At 68.7% G+C, this 23,325-nt stretch carries 24 protein-coding genes; 12 read left to right on the top strand and 12 right to left on the bottom strand.

Annotated features, from left to right (window positions below; translation table 11 throughout):
• Positions 1-4 precede the first annotated feature (4 nt).
• The gene (locus ABT304_RS07680) at positions 5-211 is read right to left on the bottom strand and encodes a Flp family type IVb pilin (RefSeq protein ID WP_160023429.1); all 207 of its coding nucleotides are present in this window, start codon (positions 209-211) and stop codon (positions 5-7) included.
• A gap of 283 nt (positions 212-494) precedes the next feature.
• Between ABT304_RS07680 and ABT304_RS07675 the strand changes: the two genes are divergently transcribed.
• Entirely contained in the window at positions 495-1,235 is a 741-nt protein-coding gene (locus tag ABT304_RS07675; protein WP_350714144.1) for a prepilin peptidase, read from the top strand.
• A gap of 88 nt (positions 1,236-1,323) precedes the next feature.
• On the opposite strand, the gene ABT304_RS07670 is transcribed toward ABT304_RS07675, so the two are convergent.
• Positions 1,324-1,524 carry a hypothetical protein gene (locus ABT304_RS07670; RefSeq protein WP_350714142.1) on the bottom strand — a complete coding sequence of 67 codons (201 nt, stop codon included), beginning with the start codon at positions 1,522-1,524 and terminating at the stop codon, positions 1,324-1,326.
• Between ABT304_RS07670 and ABT304_RS07665 the strand changes: the two genes are divergently transcribed.
• The 4 genes from ABT304_RS07665 (at position 1,516) to ABT304_RS07650 (ending at position 6,859) form a co-directional block, all read left to right on the top strand.
• A complete protein-coding gene (locus ABT304_RS07665) occupies positions 1,516-2,973 on the top strand; it encodes a sensor histidine kinase (RefSeq protein ID WP_350714140.1) in 1,458 nt (485 codons plus the stop codon). The genes ABT304_RS07670 and ABT304_RS07665 overlap by 9 nt on opposite strands.
• Positions 2,970-3,665, top strand: coding sequence for a response regulator transcription factor (locus ABT304_RS07660; RefSeq protein ID WP_350714138.1), 696 nt, complete (start codon positions 2,970-2,972; stop codon positions 3,663-3,665). The genes ABT304_RS07665 and ABT304_RS07660 overlap by 4 nt, the downstream gene beginning before the upstream one ends.
• 82 nt (positions 3,666-3,747) lie before the next feature.
• Positions 3,748-5,244 (top strand): MFS transporter, encoded by a 1,497-nt coding sequence (locus ABT304_RS07655; RefSeq protein ID WP_350714136.1) that lies wholly within the window; start codon positions 3,748-3,750, stop codon positions 5,242-5,244.
• Positions 5,245-5,260: 16 nt separating this feature from the next.
• Positions 5,261-6,859 (top strand): glycoside hydrolase family 13 protein, encoded by a 1,599-nt coding sequence (locus ABT304_RS07650; RefSeq protein WP_502890300.1) that lies wholly within the window; start codon positions 5,261-5,263, stop codon positions 6,857-6,859.
• Between the two features lie 10 nt (positions 6,860-6,869).
• Here the strand turns inward: ABT304_RS07650 and ABT304_RS07645 are convergent, their stop codons facing one another.
• Positions 6,870-8,570 (bottom strand): alpha-glucosidase, encoded by a 1,701-nt coding sequence (locus tag ABT304_RS07645; protein WP_350714132.1) that lies wholly within the window; start codon positions 8,568-8,570, stop codon positions 6,870-6,872.
• A gap of 69 nt (positions 8,571-8,639) precedes the next feature.
• Here ABT304_RS07645 and ABT304_RS07640 point away from each other — a divergent pair, with 69 nt between their 5' ends.
• Entirely contained in the window at positions 8,640-9,119 is a 480-nt protein-coding gene (locus ABT304_RS07640) for an OsmC family protein (protein ID WP_350714130.1), read from the top strand.
• 22 nt (positions 9,120-9,141) lie between these two features.
• Here ABT304_RS07640 and ABT304_RS07635 read toward each other — a convergent pair whose 3' ends face one another.
• The gene (locus ABT304_RS07635) at positions 9,142-9,657 is read right to left on the bottom strand and encodes a potassium channel family protein (protein WP_350714128.1); all 516 of its coding nucleotides are present in this window, start codon (positions 9,655-9,657) and stop codon (positions 9,142-9,144) included.
• A gap of 208 nt (positions 9,658-9,865) precedes the next feature.
• Here ABT304_RS07635 and ABT304_RS07630 point away from each other — a divergent pair, with 208 nt between their 5' ends.
• Entirely contained in the window at positions 9,866-11,584 is a 1,719-nt protein-coding gene (locus tag ABT304_RS07630; RefSeq protein WP_350714126.1) for an AMP-binding protein, read from the top strand.
• 3 nt (positions 11,585-11,587) lie between these two features.
• On the opposite strand, the gene ABT304_RS07625 is transcribed toward ABT304_RS07630, so the two are convergent.
• The gene (locus tag ABT304_RS07625; RefSeq protein ID WP_350714125.1) at positions 11,588-12,148 is read right to left on the bottom strand and encodes a TetR/AcrR family transcriptional regulator; all 561 of its coding nucleotides are present in this window, start codon (positions 12,146-12,148) and stop codon (positions 11,588-11,590) included.
• 97 nt (positions 12,149-12,245) lie between these two features.
• Here ABT304_RS07625 and ABT304_RS07620 point away from each other — a divergent pair, with 97 nt between their 5' ends.
• Positions 12,246-13,685 (top strand): MFS transporter, encoded by a 1,440-nt coding sequence (locus ABT304_RS07620; RefSeq protein WP_350714124.1) that lies wholly within the window; start codon positions 12,246-12,248, stop codon positions 13,683-13,685.
• A gap of 4 nt (positions 13,686-13,689) precedes the next feature.
• Here ABT304_RS07620 and ABT304_RS07615 read toward each other — a convergent pair whose 3' ends face one another.
• The 3 genes from ABT304_RS07615 to ABT304_RS07605 all read right to left on the bottom strand — a co-directional run bounded on the left by ABT304_RS07615 (position 13,690) and on the right by ABT304_RS07605 (position 17,474).
• Complete coding sequence (locus tag ABT304_RS07615) at positions 13,690-14,457, bottom strand: thioesterase family protein (RefSeq protein ID WP_350714122.1); 768 nt, start codon at positions 14,455-14,457, stop codon at positions 13,690-13,692.
• 7 nt (positions 14,458-14,464) lie between these two features.
• Positions 14,465-16,093: an AMP-binding protein gene (locus ABT304_RS07610; protein WP_350714120.1), complete on the bottom strand. Its 1,629-nt coding sequence runs from the start codon at positions 16,091-16,093 to the stop codon at positions 14,465-14,467.
• Positions 16,094-16,157: 64 nt separating this feature from the next.
• The gene (locus ABT304_RS07605; RefSeq protein ID WP_350714118.1) at positions 16,158-17,474 is read right to left on the bottom strand and encodes an MFS transporter; all 1,317 of its coding nucleotides are present in this window, start codon (positions 17,472-17,474) and stop codon (positions 16,158-16,160) included.
• Positions 17,475-17,609: 135 nt separating this feature from the next.
• Here ABT304_RS07605 and ABT304_RS07600 point away from each other — a divergent pair, with 135 nt between their 5' ends.
• The 4 genes from ABT304_RS07600 (at position 17,610) to ABT304_RS07585 (ending at position 20,818) form a co-directional block, all read left to right on the top strand.
• Positions 17,610-18,497, top strand: coding sequence for a helix-turn-helix transcriptional regulator (locus ABT304_RS07600; RefSeq protein ID WP_350714116.1), 888 nt, complete (start codon positions 17,610-17,612; stop codon positions 18,495-18,497).
• 22 nt (positions 18,498-18,519) lie between these two features.
• The gene (locus tag ABT304_RS07595) at positions 18,520-19,071 is read left to right on the top strand and encodes a flavoprotein (RefSeq protein ID WP_350714114.1); all 552 of its coding nucleotides are present in this window, start codon (positions 18,520-18,522) and stop codon (positions 19,069-19,071) included.
• A gap of 108 nt (positions 19,072-19,179) precedes the next feature.
• Positions 19,180-19,857, top strand: coding sequence for a DUF2238 domain-containing protein (locus ABT304_RS07590; RefSeq protein WP_350714112.1), 678 nt, complete (start codon positions 19,180-19,182; stop codon positions 19,855-19,857).
• A complete protein-coding gene (locus ABT304_RS07585; protein ID WP_350714110.1) occupies positions 19,829-20,818 on the top strand; it encodes a DUF2157 domain-containing protein in 990 nt (329 codons plus the stop codon). The genes ABT304_RS07590 and ABT304_RS07585 overlap by 29 nt, the downstream gene beginning before the upstream one ends.
• 6 nt (positions 20,819-20,824) lie before the next feature.
• Here ABT304_RS07585 and ABT304_RS07580 read toward each other — a convergent pair whose 3' ends face one another.
• The 4 genes from ABT304_RS07580 to ABT304_RS07565 all read right to left on the bottom strand — a co-directional run bounded on the left by ABT304_RS07580 (position 20,825) and on the right by ABT304_RS07565 (position 23,211).
• Positions 20,825-21,172 (bottom strand): hypothetical protein, encoded by a 348-nt coding sequence (locus ABT304_RS07580; protein ID WP_350714108.1) that lies wholly within the window; start codon positions 21,170-21,172, stop codon positions 20,825-20,827.
• Between the two features lie 344 nt (positions 21,173-21,516).
• Complete coding sequence (locus ABT304_RS07575; protein ID WP_350714107.1) at positions 21,517-21,819, bottom strand: hypothetical protein; 303 nt, start codon at positions 21,817-21,819, stop codon at positions 21,517-21,519.
• Between the two features lie 2 nt (positions 21,820-21,821).
• Positions 21,822-22,814, bottom strand: a complete 993-nt coding sequence (locus ABT304_RS07570) for a caspase family protein (protein WP_350714105.1) — start codon at positions 22,812-22,814, stop codon at positions 21,822-21,824.
• Positions 22,815-22,839: 25 nt separating this feature from the next.
• A complete protein-coding gene (locus tag ABT304_RS07565; protein WP_350714104.1) occupies positions 22,840-23,211 on the bottom strand; it encodes a TIR domain-containing protein in 372 nt (123 codons plus the stop codon).
• Positions 23,212-23,325: the final 114 nt, after the last annotated feature.

The following is a 23,325-nucleotide window of genomic DNA, read 5'->3' as shown; positions in this document are numbered from 1 at the left end:
CGACTTACGCGGCGGCTCCGCCGGGCAGGGCATTGAGCACGGTGACGAACAGCGCGTTCAGCCGAGGGCCGAGGAGCAGGAGGGTCGCGACGATGGCGACCGCGATCAGGCCGACGAGCAGGCCGTACTCGACAGCGGTGGCGCCGCGGTCGCGGTCCGACGACGTACGGGCGTGGATCCAGGCCGAGAACTGAGTGAAGAGCGAGAGCATGTGAGACTCCTTGTGGATTGACGGTGATGTGAGTGCCCGACTCGGGCTCCGGGCGTCCCGTAGCCACCCGATGTCTTCACGATCCCGGTTCTCGTGCGGACGCTGTAGCGGGCGAACGGCCATAGTTGGCCGAGGGCCGGACGACCCGTTGTCGTCTCGTGTCGGGCGTTCGGACGACACCCGTCGGGCGCCGACAGACCGTCGGCCATTTCTGCTTCCGACCCCTGGGCCGGACCGCGTGACGGCCCTACCGTCGAGACATGCACCTGGGGATCACGCTGTGATGACATCGGTCATGGTGATGGCCGGCTCCGCGGCCGGGGCGCTGCTCGCGTCCTGGCTGCGGGCGCTGGCGTTCCGTCTGTCGGTCCCGTCGGGAGAGCCCGACCGGACCCGCTGCCCCGGCTGCGACCGCGAGCTGGTGTCCGACCGGCAGTGGCAATCGCTCCTCTCACCGACCGGCCGCTGTCCCGGCTGCAAGCGTCGGATCGGGCCACCGGCCGGCACCATGGAGCTCGCCGCGGCCGCTCTCACCGGTGCCGTCGCGGGCGCGATCGGCCCGCGCCCCGAGCTGCTCGCGTTCGCCTTCCTGGCGCTGCTGGCCGTCCCGCTCGCGTTCATCGACATCGCGGTGCATCGGTTGCCCGATCGGCTGACGCTGCCGGCGTACCCGATCCTCGTGGGCCTGCTCACCGTCGCGGCGCTCGCCGGCGGCGAGCCGCACCGGATCGCCGGCGTCCTCATCGGCGGGCTGGTGGCCGGCGTGGGCTACCTCGCGCTGGTGCTGATCCGCCCCGACCAGCTCGGCCTCGGGGACGCGAAGCTCGCCGGCCTGCTCGGCCTCGCACTCGGGTGGTGGGGGCTGTCCGCGGTCGTGCTGGCGTGCGCGCTGGCGTTCGTGCTCTCCGGGATCCTCGGGCTGGCTCTGTTGGTGACCAGGCGGGCGAGCCTCGAGTCGGACCTGCCGCTGGGGCCGTTCCTGGTGGCCGGCGCCTTCGCGGTGCTGCTCGGTGCGACCGGCTGATCTTGCGTCTGCCTCTGCGCATTTCCGTCGTTTTGTGGCACCTTAGATGAGGGGAGGGCCAGTAGAAGGGGGTCGTAAGACGGAACCATCAGCTGAGCACGCGGACACCAGCGCGAACCCGGACGCCCTTTCCGATCTCGTCGATCGCGCCACGGTCCTGCTCCACGATGCTGCGGCGGACTCGGACGACGTTGCGGAGTTCGTCGAGGATGTCGCGCGTCTCGATCCCGACGCCGTGCTCCGGGAAGCTGGTCTGAATGATGAGCCGTACTCGTCCCTGGTGAAGCACGCGCGGTCGGTCGTGGTGCGGATCGGCCTCGACGGGACCTGGTCGGTGCTCTCCGATGCGATCATCGATGCGCTCGGCTATCCACCCGACATCGAGCTGCCCTCGGGTCTGCGCGACGCGGTCCACCCGGACGACGTCGACACCGCCGCAGCCGCCCTGCGTGCGGTCCGCGCCCGCGAGCTTCCGGCGGCCCGGACCGACATCAGGGTGCTCGCCGCCGACGGCCGATGGCGGGAGATGGACACCGTCTTCTACGACATGACCGACGTGACGGGAGTGCGGGCCGTGATGGCGTACGCGCTGGATGTGACCGATCAGCGGGTCGCCGAGCGCCGATCCAGGATCGAAGGGAAGCGGCTTCGGGCACTCGTGCGGCAGCTCGATGCGGCCGTGGTGGTGGAGGACGAGGACGGCCGGACGGTGCTGGCCAACGACACCTTCGCGCGCATCTTCGGGCGTTCGAGCGCCGAGGCTTGGGGAGACGTCGAGCGCTCGGAGGTGCTCGGCGCCGTGGCCAGCCGCTGCCGCGAGCGGGCCACGGTGCGCGCCCAGCTCGACGACGTCGCGACCCTCCGCAAGATGTGCCTGGGCTACGGCCTCGAGCTCATGAACGGCCGCAGCCTGAGCCTGGACTTCGTGCCGATCCGTGACGGCGACACCGACCTGGGCGCGCTGTGGTACTTCCGAGACGTCACCGAGATCACCACGACCCAGCACGAGCTCCGCGAGCGCAACCGGGTGCTGACCGAGGCGGCGGAGCTGAAGAACCACTTCGTGGCCGCCGTCTCCCACGAGCTCCGTACGCCGCTGACGGCGGTGGCCAGCTTCACCGACATCCTGGGCGACGCGGCCTCCGGTTCGCTCACCGATCGCCAGCGGACGGCGCTCGACGCGATCGCACGCAATGCGGAGCGGCTGACGAGGCTGGTCGACGACCTGCAGCTGATCACCCAGCTCGAGCGGCACACCCTGCCGATCCACGAGTCACCCGTCGACGTGTCCGAGCTGGTGCAGCTCGCGGTCGATGACCACCGGCCCGCGGCGGACAGTCGCCAGGTGAGACTGACCGCCGACATCGCCGACGGCCCGCCGCTCGACGCCGACCCGACCCGCCTGCGCCAGGTGCTCGACAACCTGTTGAGCAACGCCGTGAAGTTCACCATGCCCCGCGGCTCGGTCACCGTCCGGGCCGGATGTGCAGGGTCGACATGGGTGATCGAGGTGGCCGACACCGGCATCGGCATCCCCGACGACGAGGTTCCCGCCATCACCGACACCTTCATCCGCGGCTCGAACGCCGTACGGAGACGGTTGTCGGGCAGCGGACTCGGCCTGGCGATCTGCAAGACGATCGTCGAGCTGCACCACGGATCGTTCACGGTCGAGAGCGTCGAGGACCGCGGCACGACGGTGCGAGTCACGGTGCCGCTGGATCGGGAGCGCCGATGACCAGGATCCTCGCCATCGAGGACGAGCCGGACGTCGCGCTCGCCCTGCGGATGCTCTTCGAACGCGGCGGCTACGGCTTCGAGCTGGCGACCGATGGACGGGTCGGGCTCCGCAAGGTGCACGACGTACGACCGGACCTGGTGATCCTGGATGTGGGTCTGCCCGAGATGGACGGCTGGACCGTGCTCGATCGGGTGCGCGACTTCGCCGACGTACCGATCCTGATGCTGACCGCCCACAGCGAGGAGTCGGAGAAGGTACGCGGCCTCCGCGGCGGTGCCGACGACTACCTCACCAAGCCGTTCAACAACAACGAGCTCCTGGCGAGGGTCGAGGCGTTGCTGCGGCGGGCGCGGTCGGCGGGGCGAGGCGACGAACGTACCGGGTCGGGCGTGTACGACGACGGTGTCGTCCGCGTCGACCTCCGGATCCGGCGGGTCGAGGTCGACGGACGGCCGGTCGACCTCACCCGCACCGAGTTCCGACTGCTCAGCGTGCTGGTCCAGCACGCCGGTGCCGTGCTCTCGCCGAGACAGCTGCTGGAGCAGGTGTGGAACGACCCGACCGGGATCGCGCCCGAGCGGGTCAAGTTCGCGGTCCTTCGGCTGCGTCGCAAGCTCGGCTGGTCCGGGGACGCCTCACCGATATCGGCGCTGCGCGGTGTCGGCTACCGCTACCGACCCCACACCTGACCTGCGGGCAGATGAACCGGTCGCGGATCGGGCCGTCCGGGACGCGGCGGAGGCCCTCAGCGGCCTTCACTAGACTGAGCAGGTGACCGAGACCGACAGCGCCGTCCTCCGGCTGGGCACGGCGCGCGGCCGCTGGGTGCTGGCGACGACGGTGCTGGGCTCGGGCTTGGCGTTGCTCGACTCGACCGTCGTCAACGTCGCTCTCGGCCGGATCGGGGACGATCTCGACACGGGCTTCTCCGGTCTGCAGTGGACGGTCAACGCCTACACGCTGAGCCTCGCGGCGCTGATCCTCCTCGGCGGTTCCCTCGGTGACCGCTTCGGCCGGCGCCGGGTGTTCCTGATCGGCGTGGTGTGGTTCGCCCTCGCGTCGCTGCTGTGCGGGCTGGCTCCCAACATCGAGCTGCTGATCGCCGCGCGGGGGCTGCAGGGGGTCGGGGGTGCCCTGCTGACTCCGGGGAGCCTGGCGATCATCGCGGCGTCGTTCCATGTCGACGACCGGCCCGCTGCCGTGGGCGCCTGGTCGGGTTTCAGCGGTGTCGCGGCCGCGGTCGGACCGCTCGTCGGGGGCTGGCTGGTCGAGATCGACTGGCGGCTGGTCTTCCTCATCAACGTCCCCGTCGCGGTGCTCATCGTCATCGTCGCCCTGCGCCACGTCCCGGAGAGCCGAGACCCGGAGGCCGGCGGCCGGCTCGACCTGACCGGCACGGTGCTCGCCGCCGCCGGGCTCGGCGCTCTCACCTTCGGACTCACCCGGGCGGGCGAGGTGGGCCTCGTCGGCACCGTGGCGGCGACGGCCGCAGTCGGAGTCGCCTGCCTGGTCGCCTTCGTGGTCGTCGAGGCCCGCTCGACCCATCCGCTGGTCCCGCTCGAGCTGTTCCGCAATCCTCAGTTCAGCGCGGCCAACGCCGTGACCCTGCTCGTGTACGCCGCGCTCGGCGTGATCTTCGTGCTGCTCGTCCTCCAGCTCCAGATCGTCAGTGGCTGGTCGCCACTCGCCGCGGGATCGGCGCTGCTGCCGGTGACCGTGGTGATGCTGCTCTTCTCGGCCCGGGCGGGCAGGTTGGCGCAGCGCATCGGTCCGCGCCTGCCGATGACACTCGGGCCGCTGCTCGCGGCCGGCGGCGCACTCTGGATGGGGCGGATCGGCCCCGATGCGACGTACGTCCTCGACGTGCTCGCACCCGTCCTGCTCTTCGCTGTCGGGCTCACTCTGCTGGTCTCGCCGTTGACCGCCACCGTGCTCGACGCCGCCGACGACCGGCATGCCGGCATCGCCTCGGGCGTCAACAACGCAGTCGCCCGGACCGCCGGGCTGCTGGCCGTCGCCGTCATCCCGGCGGCGGTCGGGATCGCCGGCGACGACTACACAGACCCACAGACCTTCGACGAGGGCTACGGCATGGCGATGCTCATCAACGCCGGTCTGCTGATCCTCGGCGCGGCGCTCGCGGCGGTGTTCGTACGGCGTCCGCTCGCCGCCGAAGCGGAGCCGGACGAGCACCGCGTGCACATCGAGACGTGCGCCCACTGTGGTGTCGCCGGCCCGCAGCTCCACCCCGCCGACCACGATCTCTGAGGCCCTACCTGGTGGCATGACCTGGGCGGCATCCGGTTACCGGACTCCCGTGGATGCTCCGTGGTGGCGTGAGGCCGTGACGTACCAGATCTATCCGCGCTCGTTCGCCGATGCGGACGGGGACGGCACCGGCGATCTCGCCGGCATCACCTCGAGGCTGGAATATCTGGCCGACCTCGGTGTCGACGCGATCTGGCTCTCGCCGTTCTACCCGTCGCCGCAGAGCGACTACGGGTACGACGTCGTGGACAACCGCGATGTCGACCCGCTCTTCGGGTCGCTCTCCGATGCCGAGCATCTGCTGGAGAGGGCTCACCAAGTCGGCCTGCGGGTGATCATCGACCTGATCCCCAACCACACCTCCTCGGCCCACCCGTGGTTCACCGAGGCGCTCGCGGCCGGCCCCGGCTCGGCCGAGCGGGATCGCTATATCTTTCGCGACGGCCGAGGACCGGACGGCGACGAGCCACCGACCAACTGGCGCTCCGTCTTCGGCAGCGGGGCGTGGACGCGGGTGGATGGCGGACAGTGGTACCTCCACATGTTCGACGAGGAGGAACCCGACCTCAACTGGCGCAATCCCGAGGTGGCCGAGGAGTTCCGTTCCGTACTCAGGTTCTGGCTGGACCGTGGCGTCGACGGGTTCCGGGTCGACGTCGCCCATGGCCTGATGAAGGACCTGCGCGACCAGAAGGTCCCGGAGGGATACTCACCGAACTCCGACCCTGCGGTGATGTACGACGCCGGTGTTGAGGACGACCCGATGTGGGACCGCCCGGAGGTGCATGACGTCTACCGCGACTGGCACAAGATCGTCGCCTCCTACCCCGGTGAGCGGATGCTGCTCGCCGAGGCGTGGACCCAATGGCCCGCGGACCTGCGCGGCTACCTGCGTACGGACGAGTTCGACCAGGCGTTCAACTTCCTGTGGCTGCAGTCGAAGTGGTCGGCGGTGGAGTTCACCGAGGCGATCATGTCCACCCTGCAGGCGCTCGAGCCTTCCCGAGCCTGGCCGACCTGGGTGCTCTCCAACCACGACGCGGTCCGCCATCGGACCCGTTACGGCGACGGCCCACAGGCGCTCGCCCGCGCCCGCGCGGCGACGCTGACGATGCTGGCACTGCCCGGGTCGGCGTACCTCTACCAGGGCGAGGAGCTCGGGCTACCGCATGTGGAGCTGCCCCCGGAGCACCAGCAGGACCCGTGGGCGAAGGGCGGCAACGGCCGCGACGGCTGCCGGATGCCGTTGCCGTGGAGTGGTCACGCACCGCCCTTCGGCTTCAGCCCCGGCGAGCAACAGCCCTGGCTGCCGCAGCCGGTCCAGTGGGCGGACCTGACCGTGGCCGCCCAGACCGGTCGGCCGGGCTCGACCCTAGAGTTCTACCGGGCGGCCCTGGCCGCTCGCCGCCGCTACGCCCGCGGAGCCGGCGACGAGGTGAGGTTCCTCGACGCGCCGGACGGCGTCATCGCCTTCCGGCGCGGCCGGCTGAGCATCTTCCTCAACTGCGGTACGGCGCCCACGCCGCTGCCCGACGGTGACGTCGTGATCTGCAGCGGCGAGCGGCCGGGCTCCGTCCTTCCTCCGGACGACGCGGTCTGGATGCTCACCGGCTGACGCAGAGGCCTCAGCGGCGGTAGACACGCGCCTCCCACGGGGCCATCACCGGGCCGCTGCCGTTCCCGATCACGAGCTCGCCGCGGCTCTCTCCGACGAGCTCGCCCAGTTGCGCCTCGGAGCTGCTGACGTTCGCGAGCACGACCAGCTGCCCGCTCTCGTGGCGCCGGCGGAACGCGAAGATCTGCGGATGGCTGTCGGACAGCAGGGTGAAGTCGCCGTCGACCACGGCCGGGTCCTCGTGGCGCAGCCGGATCAGCCGGCGGTAGTGCATGAGCACCGAGTCCGGGTCGTCGACCTGTGCGGCGACATTGATCTCGGCGTAGTTCGGGTTGACCGCGAGCCACGGCGTTCCGGTGGTGAAGCCGGCGGAGGAGGAGGCGTCCCACTGCATCGGCGTACGCCCGTTGTCGCGGCACATCGCCCGGAGCGAACGCATCACGTCCTCGGGATCCACGCCGAGGGCGACCGCCTCGTGGTAGTAGTTCACCGCTTCCACGTCGTCGACCTGGTCGATGGAGGTGAACGGGAAGTTCGTCATCCCGATCTCGTCGCCCTGGTAGACGAACGGGGTGCCCCGCTGCAGGTGCAGCACGGTCGCGAGCAGCTTGGCCGACTCGGCTCGCCAGCGGCCGTCGTCGCCGTACCGCGACACGACTCGCGGCTGGTCGTGGTTGTCCCAGTAGAGGCTGTTCCAGCCCACGTCCGCCAGACCTTCCTGCCAGGCCGCGAGCCGGTCACGGAGTCGACCGAGGTCGAAGGGGCGTACGTCCCACTTGAACGTGCCGTGATCGATCTCGACGTGCTCGTAGTGCAGGACCATGTCGAGCTCCCGGCGCGCTGGGTCGGTGTAGAGCCGGCCCTCCTCGACCGTCGTCTCGCCGGTCTCACCGACCAGCAGCAGGTCGCGGTCGTACCGGTCGAAGACCTCGCGGTGCATCTCGGCGAGGAACTCGTGCACGCGCGGACCGTCGATCACCGACTGCCGCATGTTGCCGTAGCGCTGCCCGGGGAGGACCGGTGCCTCCGGAAGCTCCGGGTCCTTGGAGATCAGGTTCACCACGTCCATGCGGAAGCCGTCGACGCCGCGGTCCAGCCACCAGCGCAGCACCTCGTAGACCGCCTGCCGCACCTCGGGGTTCTCCCAGTTCAGATCCGGCTGCTTCTTGGTGAACAGATGAATGTAGTAGGCGGCCCTGCCCTCGCTGTAGGTCCAGGCCGGCCCGGAGAAGAACGAGCCCCAGTTGTTGGGCTCGTCGCGCCACCAGTACCAGTCGCGCTTGGGGCTCTCGGGGCTCGAGCTCGACTCCAGGAACCAGGGATGCTCGTCCGAGGTGTGGTTCGCGACGAGATCCATCACCAGCTTCATCCCGCGCTGGTGGAGGTCGGCGATCAGGGCGTCGAGCTCCGCGAGCGTTCCGTACGTCGGGTCGACATCGTGATAGTCGCTGACGTCGTAGCCGTTGTCGGCCATCGGCGAGGGGTAGACGGGGGAGATCCACAAGACGTCGACCCCGAGCCACTCGAGGTGGTCGAGACGCTGCCTGATCCCGCGAAGGTCGCCCACGCCGTCACCGTTCCCGTCGGCGAAGCTGCGTGGGTAGACCTGGTAGACGACGGCGGATCGCCACCACCCGGGGCCGGTGCGCCCAGCGGGTGCGGGGACGCTCGATGGTGTGCGTTCTCCTTCAGCGGGTGCCAGGTGGGTCATGGCGTGCGCGGTAACCGTGCGGGCCGCCACGCATACGCGCCGACCACGGCCCGGCGATAGCGTGGGCGCATGGCACTGACCCACGACTACAAGGTCTCGGTGGAGTGGACGGGCAACCGTGGCACCGGGACGAGCGGCTACCGCGACTACGCCCGAGACCACGTCGTACGCATCGAGGGCCTGCCCGACATCCTCGGCTCCGCCGATCCGACCTTCCGCGGCGACGCGAGCCGGCACAACCCCGAGCAGCTGCTGCTGACCTCGCTGGCGCAGTGCCACATGCTCTCCTACCTGCACCAGGCGGTGACGGTGGGCGTGGTCGTTCTCGACTACCACGACGCCGCGACCGCCACCATGGAGACGCAGGGGACCGGTGGCCGGTTCACCCGGGCCGTGCTGCACCCGGTCGTCACCGTCGCCGAGGCTGCGATGATCGAGCCCGCGACCTCCGCCCACCACCAGGCCCACCTGGACTGCTTCATCGCGAGCAGCGTGAACTTCCCGGTCGACGTCGAGCCGACCGTGATCGTCGGTGGGCTGAGGTCGTAGCGACGGTGGTCGGCCCGGCTGCCTAGTCGTTCCGAGGGCGAGTCGGGGAACTGGTCTGGGCCCGGACGAGCGACGCCACCACCACGATGTTGAAGACGATCATCACGCACACCAACGCCCGCGCGACCTGACCCTCGGCGTGGACGTCTCCGTAGCCGACCGTGGTCATGGTGCTCAAGGTGAAGTAGAGCGCATCGGTCCGCGTCTTCAGGCCGACGAGCTCGTCAGGGCGTGCCTGGTCGAGCAGGAAGAAGGTCAGCGACGCCGCCATCACCAGCAGGATCAGCAACATGGCCAGAACCCGCGTGCCGCGACCAGGTGCGCCCCTGCGGACGGAGCCGAGCTCTTTGATCATCACCGCCCCGACGAGCGCGAGCGCCCCCACCGTCACCAGCAAGCTCGCGCCCACGGCCACGGCCGAGTCTGCCGTCCACTTCAGAGGGAAGGCGAAGTAGGCGACCAACAGGCCGCCGAAGGTCAGGATCGGACGCGACCAGGCCTTGGACCGGGGACTCCGCTCATCTGATCGACTGCTCATCACCGGGCTCTCCGCTGGCCAGAGGCAGGCGCCTTTCCCATGGAAGTCTCGATTCATCGTACGAACTGAACCCTCAGGATGCGGTCACGGACGGGGCCGCCGCGTCACCCGTCACGGGTGACACGGAACCAACCGGCCAGGATCCGCTGCACCCAGCCCCCTCTTCCGGGGGTAGGGCGGGGTCGGCGTCGCGACGATGATGACCGCCATGACTCGTTCGACCTCGACCGACGCCCTGCTCGCCGCCCGGGACGCGCTGATCGCCCAGCGCCTGGACTACGCCGAGGCGCTGGACACCTTCCGCTGGCCCGACGTCGGGGCGACCTTCAACTTCGCCCATGACTGGTTCGACCCGATGGCTCGGGGCAACGACGCTCCGGCGCTGGTCATCGCCGAGTCGGACGGGTCGCGAGCTGCGTACTCCTTCGACGAGCTGGCGCGTCGCTCGGACGCGGTGGCCCGCTACCTTCGGCGTCTCGGCGTCGGCTTGGGCGACAGCGTGGTCGTCATGCTGGGCAACCAGGTCGAGCTGTGGGAGACCATGCTCGCGGCGATGAAGGTCGGTGCGGTCCTGATGCCGACGACGACGGCGGTCGGCACCGCCGAGCTGGTCGATCGGCTCGCCCGGGGCCGGGCCAAGGCCGTGGTCTGCAACGCCGAGGACGCGGACAAGTTCGACGGCGTTCCCGGTGACTACGTACGGATCGGGGTCGGGCTCGGCGCGGGGGAGCGGGATGGCTGGAACGACTACGCCGCTGCCGCCTCCGAGGCCCAGGAGCCGCTCGAGCACCCGGGCAACGCGACCTCTGACGCACTGCTCCTCTACTTCACCAGCGGCACCACGAGCCGTCCGAAGCTGGTCGAGCACACGCACTACACCTACCCGGTCGGACACCTGTCGACGATGTACTGGCTCGGGCTGCGCCCCGGCGATGTCCACATGAACATCTCCAGTCCCGGGTGGGCCAAGCACGCCTGGTCGAACTTCTTCGCGCCCTGGCTCGCCGGTGCGACCGTCTTCGTCCTCAACTACGCGCGCTTCGAGGCGGGCACGCTGCTGCAGCGGATCCGGGAGGAGCACGTCACCAGCATGTGCGCTCCGCCGACGGTGTGGCGGATGCTCATCCAGGCCGACCTCTCCGGCGGCTGCGGGTCGCTGCGCGAGGCGATCAGCGCCGGCGAGCCGCTCAACCCCGAGGTGATCAGCCAGGTCCACCAGGCGTGGGGCCTGACCATCCGGGACGGCTTCGGGCAGACCGAGATGACCGCGACGGTCGCGAACAGCCCGGGCCAGCCGGTACGTCCGGGCTCGATGGGCCGCCCGTTGCCCGGCGTCCCGGTCGTGCTGGTCGACCCGATCGAGGGGACCGTGATCGAAGGGCCGGGTGAGGGTGAGCTCTGCCTCGACCTCGCCGCACGACCGGCCACGCTGATGACGGCCTACCGCGATGACGAGAAGCGGACGGCCGACGCGATGCGCGGGGGCTTCTTCCACACCGGCGACGTCGCCAGCCGCGACGAGGAGGGCTACATCACCTACGTCGGCCGCACCGACGACGTCTTCAAGGCCTCCGACTACAAGGTCTCGCCCTTCGAGCTGGAGTCGGTCCTGATCGAGCACCCCGCGGTGGCCGAGGCGGCGGTCGTACCGGCCCCGGACCCGGTGCGGCTGGCCGTCCCCAAGGCGTACGTCTCCCTCACCGCCGGCCACGAGCCGACCGCCGAGACCGCCCGGGCCATCCTCGAGTTCGCCCGCGACCACCTGCCGCCCTACCTGCGGGTGCGGCGCCTGGAGTTCTTCGACCTGCCCAAGACGATCTCGGGGAAGATCCGGCGCGTCGAGCTCCGGGTCCGTGAGCAGGACGTGGTCGACCAGCGGCCGCCGGGGGAGCACCGCTACGAGGACTTCTTCTCCCGCCAGTCCTGAGTGTCAGTCCTGAGCCACCAGGCGCCGGACGCTCTCGACGACGATCTCCCGGCACCGAGCGCGGCTCGGCCGGCGCACCAGAGCCAGCTCGGGGGTGTGGAGGTGCCAGCTCATCGCCAGCGCGCGAACCTCGGTGAGCAGCTCGAGCGGCGAGTAGGCCGTCGTCAGCTTCCCCGCCTGCTGCGCCTCCTCGATCTTGGCCAGCTTGGCGTCGTTGGAGGCGACGATCGCCGGGAGCTTCCCGGTCGGGCGCTCGAGCTGGTACCAGGTCGTCAGCCGTAGCGTCGTGGGGAAGCGCTCGTAGAGGTCGAAGGACCGTCCGGCGTAGGCGGGCAGGTCGGTGGCGTCGAACTCGACCTCGTCGACGAACGCGAGCACCCGGTGGGCGAAGACGGCGTCGAAGAGCTCGTCCTTCGTGCCGAAGTACTTGTAGATCAGCGCCTTGTTCGCCAGCGCCGTCTCCGCGATCCGGTCGACGCGCGAGCCGGCGATGCCGTACGCCGCGAACTCGGCCTCGGCGGCGTCGAGGATGCGGGTGCGGGTCGCCTCGGAGTCTCTGGCCATGCGTCCACCCTAAAGCAAGTAACTAGTTAGTTGCATTTCGTGGCGTTCAGTGCTTCACTGAAATAACCAACTCGTTAGTTACTTAGGAAGTGCATACATGTCTCCGACACCCCCGCGCGCCGGTGCCCGTCACCGGGCGGTGGTCCTGATGGTGATCCTCGGCTGCCAGCTGATGATGACCCTCGACGCCTCGATCGTGACCACGGCGCTCACCCACATCAAGGCGGAGCTCGGCTTCACCGACTCGTCCTTGTCGTGGATCCAGAACGCCTACGTGCTCGCCTTCGGCGGCCTCCTGCTGCTCGGCGCACGAGCCGGTGACCTGCTCGGCCGGCGCCGCGTGTTCATCGCCGGGACGGCGCTCTTCACCGCGGCCTCGCTCCTGGCCGGACTGGCGTCGTCGGCCGAGCTTCTGATCGTCGCGCGCACGCTGCAGGGACTGGCGTCGGCCTTCGCGATCCCGTCCACGCTGGCGCTGCTGATCACGAGCTTCCCCGAGCCCGAGGAGCGCACCCGGGCGATCGCGATCTACAGCGCGGTGATCGGCGCCGGCGCGAGCGTCGGGATCATCGTCGGCGGCGTCTTCACCGAGTACCTCTCCTGGCGCTGGGGTCTCCTGGTCAATGTCCCGCTCGGGATCCTGATCCTCGCCCTCTCACCGCGCTACCTCCCCGAGACCGAGTCCAGGCCCGGCCGGGTCGACATCCTGGGCGCACTGAGCGTCACCGCCGGTATGTCGGCGCTCGTCTACGGCCTCGTCGAGGCTGCCGAGATCGGCTGGGGCAGCGCCCGAACCCTGCTCCCGCTGACGGCGTCGGTGGTCCTGCTCGTCGCCTTCGTGCTCATCGAGCTGCGGGCCTCGCAGCCGATCGTGCCGATCCGGCTCTTCTTCAGCGTGCAGCGCTCCGGGGCGTACCTCGGCCGGATCCTGATCGTCGGCGCGATGTTCTCGACGTTCTACTTCCTCTCGCAGTATCTCCAGAACGTACGTGGCCTCAGCCCGCTCGCCACCGGACTCGTCTACATCCCGATGACCGGCATGTTCTTCGCCATGGTCTACGCCGTGCGCTGGGCCGGACCGAGGATCAGCAAGCCCGTGCTGCTGCTGACGTCCCTGGTCACCGCGGGGATCGGCATGGCCTGGCTGAGCCGGATCGACGCGACGACCCCGGTGGCGTCGATCCTGCCGCCGCTGCTGGTGCTGGGCATCGGCCAGGGCATCGCGATCATCCTCCTCACCGACTTCGGCATGGCCGAGGTCGACCCGGGTGACGCCGGCGCCGCCTCCGGCCTGGTCAACACCGCCCACCAGATCGGTGGCTCGGTCGGACTCGCGCTCCTCACCGTGGTGTACGGCAGCGCGGTGCACCATGACGCCGCGCCGGGCGCCGTCGCCCAGGCCCATGGCTATTCGACCGTCTTCGAGGTCGCGACCGGCTTCTACGCCCTTGCCGTGATCGTCGCCGTGGTCATGCTCACCGCCCACCGGCGTGCCAGCAGGTCGACCGCGCCGGTCACGGTCACGGCCGCCAGCTGAGCCTTCAGGGACGGACCGTCAGGCACTGCGTACTGACGCCGAAGACGCCCTGCTCGTCATGGAGCACGGACGTGGTCACACCGGCGCCCTCCGGGCCGAACGAGACGGTCGTGTCGAGCCCCAACCAGCCAGCAGCCGGAGCCCGGAACAGATGCGCGGTCAGGTCGAGGTTGGGAAAGCTGACGATCTTCGGATCAACGCGGACGGCGACGCCGTTGGTGATGTCGAGCAGCCCGGCGACCTGCGCCAGCCGGCTCACCTCCTCGTCGGCGACGAGGGGGTGAGCCGTACGCACCCAGGACTGCGCCCGCCCCGGGCCGAGGTCGTCGCGACGCACCTCGACCGAGGCGATGAAGCTCCCGTCCCACAGCGCCGTCATGTCCCAGGCCGGCACCTCGTCCGGTGCCGGCATCGGTGGGTGACGGGTGCCCTCGTGCTCCGCGGTCGGGTAGCCGGCGGTCAGCCAGGCACGCAGGAGCACGACGGGCCGGCCGCCATGGCAGGCCCGCGCCTCGACGAGCTCGATCGTGCGCCCCGCGCGGAGCACGGTGACCTCGAGGTCGACCGGCTCGAGAGGGACGGTGCCGAGGATGTCGTAGCTGACTCGGGTGATCTGGAGCCCGTCGTCGCGGCGGGCGTCGCGGTCCCGCTCGACCTCGTGCGCGAGCACCCCGAGCAGGGTGGCGATGTGCTGCGTGTCCAGGTCCCAGGCGCCGCCGACGTGCTCGGTCGGGGTGAAGGTGCGGGGACCGGTGCGGTGCCAGTAGCTCATCAGCAGCTCAGAGGCCGAGCAGGGCGACGCTCTGCTCGCGCATGTCGATCTTGCGGACCTTGCCGGTCACGGTCATCGGGAACTCGTCGACGATCAGCACGTAGCGCGGTGCCTTGTAGTGGGCGAGCTTGCCGGTGGCGAAGGCGCGGACGGACTCGGCGTCCAGCGGCTCGGCGCCGGGTCGCATCCGGATCCAGGCGCAGAGCTCCTCGCCGTACCTCTCGTCCGGGACGCCCACGACCTGGGCCTCGGCGATGTCGGGATGGGTGAAGAGGAACTCCTCGATCTCGCGAGGATAAATGTTCTCGCCACCACGGATCACCATGTCCTTGATCCTGCCCACCACCACGCAGTAGCCGTCCTCGCGCATGACCGCCAGGTCGCCGGTGTGCATCCAGCCGTCGGCGTCGATCGCGTCGGCGGTCTTCGTGTCGTCGTCCCAGTAGCCCAGCATCACCGAGTAGCCGCGAGTGCAGAACTCACCCGCCGTGCCGCGCGGGACCACCTCACCGGTGGCCGGGTCGACGATCTTGATCTCGACGTGCGGCGCGGCCCGGCCGATCGTCTCGGTGCGACGCTCGAGGTCGTCGTCGGTGCGGGTCTGGCAGGAGACCGGTGAGGTCTCGGTCATCCCGTACGCGATCGCGACCTCGCTCATGTGCATCTCGCTGACGCACCGCTTCATGACCTCGATCGGGCACAGCGCGCCGGCCATGATCCCGGTACGCAGCGTCGAGAGGTCGTAGGAGGCGAAGTCCGGGTCGTTCTGCATCGCGATGAACATCGTCGGCACACCGTACAGCGCCGTGCACCTCTCGTCCTGGACCGTCTGCAGGGTCGTCGCCGGGTCGAAGCCGGGGCCCGGGATGACCATCGTCGCGCCATGCGTGGTGCAGCCGAGGTTCGCCATCACCATGCCGAAGCAGTGATAGAAGGGCACCGGGATGCAGAGCCGGTCCTGCTCGGTGAAGTGGATCGTCTCGGTGACGAAGAAGCCGTTGTTCAGGATGTTGCGGTGCGACAGCGTCGCGCCCTTCGGGAACCCCGTGGTCCCGGAGGTGTACTGGATGTTGATCGCGTCGTTCGGGTCGAGCGGGTAGCCGACGTGATCGGCCAGCCGCTCGCCGCGGCCGGCGGCCAGCAGCGCATCCCACTGCGGCGTACCCAGGAAGATGGTCTGCTCGAGAGCGCCGCAGTCGCGCTCCACCTCGCCGACGAGCGAGACGTAGTCGCTGGTCTTGAACTCGGTCGCGCTGATCAGCAGCCGCACCCCGGACTGGTTGAGCGCGTAGGCGAGCTCGTGGGTCCGGTAGGCGGGGTTGATGTTGACCAGGATCGCGCCGATCTTGGCCGTGGCGAACTGGACCATCGTCCACTCGGCGCAGTTCGGCGCCCAGATGCCGACGCGGTCACCCTTGCCGATGCCGGCCTTGCGGAGGCCGACCGCGAGGGCGTCCACGTCGGCATCCAGCTCGGCGTAGGTCCAGCGTCGTCCGGTGGCGATCTCGACGAGCGCCTCACGGTCTCCGTGGCGGGCGACGGTGCGCTCGAAGTTGGCTCCGATCGTCTCCTCGAGCAGCGGGACGTCGATGTCGCCACGAGCCGACGAAGCGGTGATGGATGAGGTCTCGGTCATGCCGCGAGCATGACCGAGACCACGGTGGCAGCCACACCCCCGAAGGAGGGTGAGCGGTGCCGGATCAGGCGAGTGCGGGCTCCGCGTCGAGCTCCACGCGGCTGGTCTCCTTGGCCACGAGCAGGCAGCCGATGCTCAGTAAGGCCAGGGCGCTGAGGAAGTACGCGATGCCGTCGGTGCCCCACCTGGCCAGCAGGTCCTCGGCGATGACCAGCGGGACGGCGCCGCCGAGGATGCCCGCGATGTTGTAGCCAAGGCCGGCTCCCGTGTAGCGGTACTTCGCCTGGAACATCTCAGGCAGGAACGCCGCGATCGGACCGTAGTTGAGGCCTAGTACGCACAGCATCAGGCTGTTGCCGAGGGCGAAGCTCGCGAAGCTGCCCGGCTCCATGATGGCGAAGGACAGCGGGCCGGCGACGAGGCCGAAGGCGGCGCCGATGAGCAGGACCACGCGGCGGCCGAGGACGTCGGAGAGCCACGCGGAGGCGATCACCGTCACGCTCATCGCGAAGGCCGCGACGATGACGCCGAGCAGGGCCTGGCTCATGCTCAGGCCGAGGGTGCCGACCGCGTGCGCGACCATGAAGCTGGCGCCGGTGTAGAAGGCGCCGAAGACGACGGCCATGATGCCGCCGCTGAGCAGCACCTGCCGCCACTGGTCACGGATGCAGCCGACGAACGGAAGGGCGCTGCGGGTGCCTGCCGACTGGACCTTCTTGAACGACGGCGTCTCGGCGATCTTCAGCCGGACCCAGAGGCCGACCGCGATGAGGACGGCGCTGGCCAGGAACGGGATCCGCCAGCCCCAGGCCGCGAACGCGGCGGGCTCCATCAGCCGGAAGGTGGTGAGCATGGCTGCCGCGGCGAGGATCAGCCCGAGGCTGGGGCCGAGCTGCGGGAACATGCTGTAGCGCCCGCGCTGGCCGCTGGCGGCGTACTCGGTGGTGAGGAGTGCGGCGCCCGCCCATTCACCGCCGAGTGCGATGCCCTGCAGTGCGCGCAGCAGAACGAGGATCACCACGGCGCCCTTGCCGATCGACTCCACGCTCGGCAGCAGGCCGATCGCGAAGGTCGAGGTGCCCATGATCATCAAGGTGGTGATCAGCGTGGCCTTGCGGCCGATCCGGTCGCCGTAGTGGCCGAAGAGGATCGCCCCCAATGGTCGGAAGACGAACGCGACGCCGAAGGTCGCGATCGAGGCCAGGGTGCCCTCGGGGCCGCCCATGGACGGGAAGAAGACGGCATTGAAGACCAGGGCTGCCGCGAGCCCGTAGATGAGGAAGTCGTAGAACTCGATGGTGGTGCCGGTCAGTGACGCCGTCGCGACGCGGCGCATGGTGCGCCCGTCGACCTCGGCTCGGTTAGCCGCGATTTGGGCCATGATCGTGCCTCCTACTCGGATGGGTGAACCGAGTGTGGGACTGACACCACCTGTCCGATACCCCCGGACGAGTGCCCTCGAAAGAGGGGGTACGCCTCTTGTTGCTTGTGATGGTCGTCACTTACGCTCAACGCCATGAGCACCGCAGCCATCGCCCCAGAGGCGCCGTACGACGGGTCCCGGATCGCCCAGACGCTGGCCTCCTTCCGGACCGCGTCGGGGCTGGATCTCGCCTTCGGCGGCCCGGTGCGCGGTGACGGCACGGCCATCGACATCACCGCGACCTGTGGCGCGAAGGGCGCCTCACTGCGCGGCCTGCGCGTGGTCAACGGGGAGGGCCTGGGCGGCAAGACCCTGCAGACCCGGCAACCCGGGTCCGTCGACCACTACTACACCGCTCGCGGGATCACCCACCTCTACGACACCGCCGTCGCTCAGGAGGAGATCCAGACGGTCGCCGCCCTGCCGATCCTGGTCGACCGGGCCCCGCGGATGCTCATCTACCTCGCCTCCCGCTCGCGGCTGGGTCTCGGAGGCGTGTGGTTCGACTCGCTGCGTCCGCTGATCCGCACTCTCGAGCGTGAGATCCTGATCGACGACGAGGTCCGCAACCGGCTCTCGCGGCTGGCGGCCGCGCCGAGCCGGGCTCCGAGCCCGGACGAGGCGGCAGCCAAGCGTGACCTCGCCGAACGCCGGGAGATGGCGGCCGAGCTCACCGACCTGGCCGGCCAGGTGCTCGACCCCGAGGTTCGCAGCCGCCTCGAGGCCATGGTCCTCCGGCTCACCGCCGCGCCGGGGGAGAAGCAGCCGGCTCAGCTCGCTCCGGCCGTACGTCTGGCCGCCCGCGAGCTCGACGTACTCCGTCAGGTCGCGCTCGGGAGCAGCAACCGGCAGGCCGCCGAGGCCCTCGGGATCGTCGAGAGCACCGTGAAGTCCTACCTCAAGAGCGCCACCCGCAAGCTCAACGCCAACAACCGCGTCCACGCCGTCCGGATCGCGCGCGAGGCCGGGCTGATCGACTGATCACGTCGCGTACGCTCTCGGCGTGGCCATCATCGGAGTCATCGCCTGCGCTGCAGGCGGGGTGGAGCAACTCTGCGACGAGCTGGTCACCCCGTTGGTGGATGCGGGCCACCAGGTTCCGGTGACCCTGACGCCGACGGCGTTCGGCTGGCTCAGCGCGAACGGCGAGGCAGACCGGATCGAGGCCATCACCGGCTTCCCGGTGCGGGGGCCGAGCCGCCTCCCGTGGGAGCCGCGCACTCATCCCGCGCAGCTCGACGCCATCGTCGTCGCCCCTGCGACCTTCAACAGCACAGCCAAGATCGCCCTCGGGCTGGCCGACAACCAGGCTCTCACCGTCGTCACCGAGAGCCTGACGACCGTCCCGGTCGTGATCTTCCCGCTCATCAACGCCGCCCACGCCGATCACCCCGCCTGGCCCTCCCACGTGGCAGCCCTACGCGCAGCCGGTGTCGACCTCATCGAGGGTCCCGACGTCTGGCCCCTCCATCCGCCGCGCCGGATGCCCGCGGACCAGGAGCTGCCCTGGGGAGCGATCCTCGATGCCGCCGGCCGGGCGACAGCTCGCCGCTAGATCCGAGCGGTGCCCCAGGTGCAGGGTCCTCCGATCAGGGCCTGAGGGCACCTCGGTCCGGGACCAGCGACCTTGCCGCGCTCGGCGAGCGGGCGAAACGATCGATATGTGACGTACGAAGTAGCCGCCAGGCACAGGCCCGGCCGGTCATGGAGCGACGCGATCGTCTTTCTGGACCTCGCGGCCAAGATGCTGCTCGTGCTTCTCCTCATCCGGGTGACCCTGGATCCGACGTGGGGCAATCTGGAGGGAAAGGCTCCCTTCGCCAGAGCGGTCCTCTACCCGATGCTCGCCTTCGTCATCCCGGTCGTCTGGGCGGTGCGCGGTCGAGGCGACAGCTACTACCCGTGGGTCGCGGATCTGCTCGTCACCGCGGCATGCTTCGGTGACATCCTCGGCAACCGCCTGGACCTCTACGACGCCATCGTCTGGTTCGACGACGTCAGTCATTTCGCGGCCACCGGGCAGTTCAGCGCGGCCGCCGTCCTGCTCACCATGCACCACGGCACTTTCGGACAGGTCCTCGAGCGCGCGATCGCGATAGGCATGACCTGTTCGATCGGGTGGGAGCTGTTCGAGTACTTCTCGTTCGTCACCAGGTCATCCGAGCTGCGCTGGGCCTACCGCGACACCATCGGCGACCTGACGCTCGGGTGGCTCGGCTCGTTCACCGCGGCCGCCGTCATCACTGCGTACTGGCGCCTCACCCAGATGCCTTCGAACGTGCGTCTCGAGATCGACGCGAGAGGAACCGATGATGAAGTCCATCCCCGCGCAGCAACTTGACCTGCTGGTCGACCACTGGGTCGACGAAGGCCTGATCACCGCCGCACAGGCCCACCGCATGCACGTCGAGGTCGCGGCGTACGAACCCGCAGACGATGCCACCACGGCGCCCGACGCGAGCCGCGCCGCCTCGCTGCTGGGCCAGGCGCTCGGCTATCTCGGCGGTGCGATCGTTCTGGTCGGATCCGTCCTGATCGGATCCTGGTACTGGGACGACCTCGGCACAGCACCTCGACTGGCGGTGCTCATCGGCGCCGCGGGTCTGCTGCTGTCCGCCGGTGCGATCGTGCCGGCGCCGCGGGGCGGAGCGGGGGAGCAGCTGCGATCGGTCCTGTGGCTGATCTCGACCGGTGCCGTCGCCGGTGCGCTGGGCGTGCTGGCCACCGATGTCCTCGAGACGTCGGAGGCGGACACGTTCCTCCTCGTCGCCGGCGGTACGGCGTGCTATGCGGCCGCACTCTGGCTGGTCGGGCACGGCGTCATCCAGCAGATCGCCATGGTGGTCGCCCTCGCGCTCACGGCAGCTGCCGTGATCAACCGCGCGGATGTCGCCGAGAACCTGCCAGGCCTCGGTGTGTGGATCGTCGGTCTGATCTGGGCCGTACTGGGCTGGCGCGAGATCGCCCACCCAGGCCGAGCCGCGCTGGTCCTCGGTTCGATGCTGGCCCTGATCGGGGCCATGGCAACGGCCGGAGCGGACGCCGGGATGGTGTTCGCCCTGATCACGATCCTCGCGATCATCGTCGCTGCCGTCCTGCTGCGCGATCTGTTCCTCCTGGCTGTCGGAACCGTCGGAGCGCTGATCAACACCCCGGCAGCGATGACTCGCTGGTTCCCCGACTCCGTCGCGGGTGCCTTCGCGCTCGTCGTGGTCGGAGTCCTCCTCGTCGCGACAGCCGTGTGGGTCACCCGCAGCGGCCACACCCGCCGAGTGCGAAGCAGTGGACCGTCCCACGGGTGAACAACCTCAGAGGCCGGCCAACCGACCGACGACCCCGACGAGGTTCAGCACCACGAAGCCGGCACCGACGGCCGCCGCCACGATCGCGGGGACCTGCCCCTGCGGTTCGCCGGAGGCCACGGCTCGCCGTCCGAGGATCCAGGTGACGACGCAAGGGATCACGAAGACGGTGATGCCCGCCCCACCCGCCAACGCAACGGCGCCTGCCGGCACATGCTCGTCCGTGGACTCGTAACCCTGCAACGTCAGCAGCCCCTCGCCGACGACCATGGAGACGACAAAGCCCACCGGGATGAAGGCCGCCGCGAACCAAGCCCTTCGCGTCAGATGGGGGTGCTGCCGAACGGTTCTCATACACAGACGTTAAGCAGCGTTGACGCGGTGCGGCGAGGGCCCGAAGTCTGTGGTGTGCGGGTCTTTCGCACCCGCCCCGGGAGCGCTCCGGGGAAAGGCTCGAGGCGCTTGAAATGACTTCTGCTCCCGACCTGTTTCAGGTCGGGAGCAGAATCTGTGGTGGACGATACAGGGTTTGAACCAGTGACCTCTTCCTTGTCAATCGAACCTGGCCAGGACGGCACGGCATCAGGCGACGACTCAAGTCTCCAGACACGTCCGTGAACGTCCTCAGTTGGCGGCCTGCGTTGTCAGTCAGTTTGTCAGGCAACTCGATCCGGTAGTTCCGAGCGACTCGGGCCAGGTCACAGCTGGGGACCCGTCTTTCGACCCCTCACAATGCGCGCGATGACATGCAGGTAGCGCTGAACCTGCTCGCGGTCGCTGTCTTTCTCAGCTTCCGAGAGGTCGCTGTAAGAAGTATTCATCTGCTTGGCCCACTTGCGTACGTCGCTGGCGGGGATGATCAGCGACCCTTCGGGGCCTGGCGTGCACCTGGCGTGGAGGTATCGCTGCCAGTGCGCCCAGCGCTCATGTTCGAGAGCGGCCAGTTCTTCGATGAGGTCTTGGTCGCCGGGCCCTCGTTGGTCCTGATTGTTCTCAGTCATAGTCAGATCAGATCACCTGCAACAAGGTTCCAGTAGTGCTGGCCGAGGACGGTGAGCTCGCACGCCTTGCTCTCCATCGCTGCGTGCCACATGTGTGGTGCGTCAACAGGACGTACCAAGTTGACGCGCGCGTAGTTCTGAAGAACTCGAAAGACTGTGATCTTGGCTGGATCGGGTTCAGGGATGCTCGGATCGTCGGCTAGGTCCGTTGATCGTTCCGGCTCGTAGGATGGGTCCAGGGGGAGCTTGTAGTCGGCAGCAGGGAAATGTTTCTTCAGTTCCTGAAGGTCACTGAGTGGGATCGGGGGCTCCGCTTTTCGTAGTGAGACGAACGTCTTGACGTTGGTTTTGAACACCGGTCGCTGTTTCCAGGGACCGAGAGATTGGTCAATGTGTGCGTAGACACTGCCCGGAGTAACGTCTCCGATGAGGTTCGCCGCTGCCCCGTTGAGCGCGTCTACAAAGAGGCCGGTGAAAGTGCCTCCAATCTCGGTCTCAGCCGCGTACTGCTCGGCAGTCGAGGCGGTCAGAATCGTGAGCCCGTCTGAAATTTCTGTAACCGTCGGCGCCGTGACTGAATTGCCGATGACGCCGCTATGGCAACTGTCGAGGATGATGACCCTATTCTTCGCGGGCGACCCGTTGGCGAAAGCCATCACTTCGTGAAGCGAAAGGCCGTCGTCGCCGGATTCTGAGTCGCTGGCGCACAAAAATCCACCGGTGTCCTCAATATACCCGTGGCCAGCGAAGTAGAAGAGTGCAATCTCTGCGTCGTCGGCGAACAGTTCGCGAACTGCACCCTTGAGTTCGCTCTTGGAAACCGCCTGGCCTGGGGAGGATGCGACCATCAGATTCGGCGTCGTGAAGTTCAATGTGCCGTCGGCGTGGCGCTCTAGTACTCCTTTGACCGCATAGGCGTCACTAACGCAGCCGTTGAGCTCACCGATGGTCTCGTAGTAGTCGATTCCTACGACGAGCGCCTTTCGCATAGTCATTCACTCAATATGCGCTGGTCGGAGTTCAAAGCGAATCGATGAAGCCGGCGATGTTCGCGTCGGTCCAGGCCAAGGTTTGGACGCCTGGAATCACCGTACGATCCGCGGAGTAGGCCCAGATTCCCCTGATCGGGACCTTCTCGTCCTTGGCGCACTCGATCTCCCACTTCTGCCCACTGGACGCAAGCGAGTTCTTGCTCACCAGGACGATGACGCCATGGCTGCGGCGGATCCGCGTCCGGACCCGGTCCTTCCAGTTGCGGTCGTACGGTTCCTTGACGGACATATCGATGAACTTGTACGTCGCTCGAGGATGCAGCGTTTGGCCCTTGAGGAAGTCCCGTTGCCTCTCGTCCTCGATAGCAAAAGCGACGAACACGGTCTTCTCATCTACCATCATTTCTCCTGAATGACATGGCCGCTGTGTTGCGGCGTTGGTACCTCACCGCTGCTCGGGCGTAGCCGATTTATGTCGGGGCGGGTTGGCTGATATCTGACGATTAGATGTGTT

The organism is Nocardioides sp. NPDC000445, from assembly GCF_040300245.1.
GTDB lineage: Bacteria > Actinomycetota > Actinomycetes > Propionibacteriales > Nocardioidaceae > Nocardioides.
The sequence above is the reverse complement of the archived record's forward strand: the minus strand, read 5'-3'. Positions and strand labels throughout refer to the sequence as shown.

Excerpts from the sequence above, each read along its gene's own strand:
- ABT304_RS07635 (WP_350714128.1), bottom strand. The coding sequence starts at position 9,657 with ATGAGCAGTCGATCAGATGAGCGGAGTCCCCGGTCCAAGGCCTGGTCG.
- ABT304_RS07580 (WP_350714108.1), bottom strand. The coding sequence starts at position 21,172 with ATGAGAACCGTTCGGCAGCACCCCCATCTGACGCGAAGGGCTTGGTTC.
- ABT304_RS07645 (WP_350714132.1), bottom strand. The coding sequence starts at position 8,570 with ATGACCCACCTGGCACCCGCTGAAGGAGAACGCACACCATCGAGCGTC.
- ABT304_RS07640 (WP_350714130.1), top strand. The coding sequence starts at position 8,640 with ATGGCACTGACCCACGACTACAAGGTCTCGGTGGAGTGGACGGGCAAC.
- ABT304_RS07605 (WP_350714118.1), bottom strand. The coding sequence starts at position 17,474 with ATGGCCCAAATCGCGGCTAACCGAGCCGAGGTCGACGGGCGCACCATG.
- ABT304_RS07675 (WP_350714144.1), top strand. The coding sequence starts at position 495 with ATGACATCGGTCATGGTGATGGCCGGCTCCGCGGCCGGGGCGCTGCTC.
- ABT304_RS07570 (WP_350714105.1), bottom strand. The coding sequence starts at position 22,814 with ATGACTATGCGAAAGGCGCTCGTCGTAGGAATCGACTACTACGAGACC.
- ABT304_RS07565 (WP_350714104.1), bottom strand. The coding sequence starts at position 23,211 with ATGGTAGATGAGAAGACCGTGTTCGTCGCTTTTGCTATCGAGGACGAG.
- ABT304_RS07660 (WP_350714138.1), top strand. The coding sequence starts at position 2,970 with ATGACCAGGATCCTCGCCATCGAGGACGAGCCGGACGTCGCGCTCGCC.
- ABT304_RS07585 (WP_350714110.1), top strand. The coding sequence starts at position 19,829 with ATGAAGTCCATCCCCGCGCAGCAACTTGACCTGCTGGTCGACCACTGG.
- ABT304_RS07625 (WP_350714125.1), bottom strand. The coding sequence starts at position 12,148 with ATGGCCAGAGACTCCGAGGCGACCCGCACCCGCATCCTCGACGCCGCC.
- ABT304_RS07600 (WP_350714116.1), top strand. The coding sequence starts at position 17,610 with ATGAGCACCGCAGCCATCGCCCCAGAGGCGCCGTACGACGGGTCCCGG.
- ABT304_RS07650 (WP_502890300.1), top strand. The coding sequence starts at position 5,261 with ATGACCTGGGCGGCATCCGGTTACCGGACTCCCGTGGATGCTCCGTGG.
- ABT304_RS07615 (WP_350714122.1), bottom strand. The coding sequence starts at position 14,457 with ATGAGCTACTGGCACCGCACCGGTCCCCGCACCTTCACCCCGACCGAG.
- ABT304_RS07610 (WP_350714120.1), bottom strand. The coding sequence starts at position 16,093 with ATGACCGAGACCTCATCCATCACCGCTTCGTCGGCTCGTGGCGACATC.
- ABT304_RS07680 (WP_160023429.1), bottom strand. The coding sequence starts at position 211 with ATGCTCTCGCTCTTCACTCAGTTCTCGGCCTGGATCCACGCCCGTACG.
- ABT304_RS07575 (WP_350714107.1), bottom strand. The coding sequence starts at position 21,819 with ATGACTGAGAACAATCAGGACCAACGAGGGCCCGGCGACCAAGACCTC.
- ABT304_RS07620 (WP_350714124.1), top strand. The coding sequence starts at position 12,246 with ATGTCTCCGACACCCCCGCGCGCCGGTGCCCGTCACCGGGCGGTGGTC.
- ABT304_RS07630 (WP_350714126.1), top strand. The coding sequence starts at position 9,866 with ATGACTCGTTCGACCTCGACCGACGCCCTGCTCGCCGCCCGGGACGCG.